The following is a 555-nucleotide window of genomic DNA, read 5'->3' as shown; positions in this document are numbered from 1 at the left end:
CTGTAGCACTGCCTGTTTGCGTTTGACTACAACTTGGAGTAGTGGCCGATGAAACACTAATCAAATCATACACAAACGAGCCGGCTGCTGTGGTAGATACCGGTAAAGTAACACTATCGCTTCCTGCCGCTGTACTGATGGTTTGTGCAAAACCGCCATTAACACTAAAAGTAAAAGTATAAGGCGATTGACCTGATGCACCGGTGAAAGTAATCACGGGTGAAGGCGCGTTCAAACACAATTGGGTCGTACCTGAAATCGTAGCTGTGGGCAACGGCAAGACACTCACCAAAGCAGAACCCGTTAATGCTTGGGTGCAATTGGCCACTCCGAGAATCGACACACTTACTAAATCATAAGTCGTATCTGCCGTTAGTATGGAAGTGACAAGAGCCGCCGAACCAGCAGCATCTAAAGTGATACTTTGCGCCACTCCGGTATTGTTAATCAAATAAGTTACCGTCGCGTTCGGGGTTCCGGTGAAATTAACCGTCGCGGCACCACCTGAGCAAATCGTATCACCACTAACACTTGCCGTAGGCAAAGCACTCACAT

Annotated in this window: 1 protein-coding gene; it reads right to left on the bottom strand. The window is 47.9% G+C overall.

Going from position 1 to position 555, the window contains the following annotated elements:
- Window positions 1-555, bottom strand: a 555-nt coding sequence (locus tag G4D82_RS14315) for a hypothetical protein (RefSeq protein WP_207788186.1), incomplete at both ends; no start/stop codon positions are given.

The sequence above is a fragment of the Flavobacterium lotistagni genome, from assembly GCF_011392125.1.
Lineage (GTDB): Bacteria > Bacteroidota > Bacteroidia > Flavobacteriales > Flavobacteriaceae > Flavobacterium > Flavobacterium lotistagni.
The sequence above is the reverse complement of the archived record's forward strand: the minus strand, read 5'-3'. Positions and strand labels throughout refer to the sequence as shown.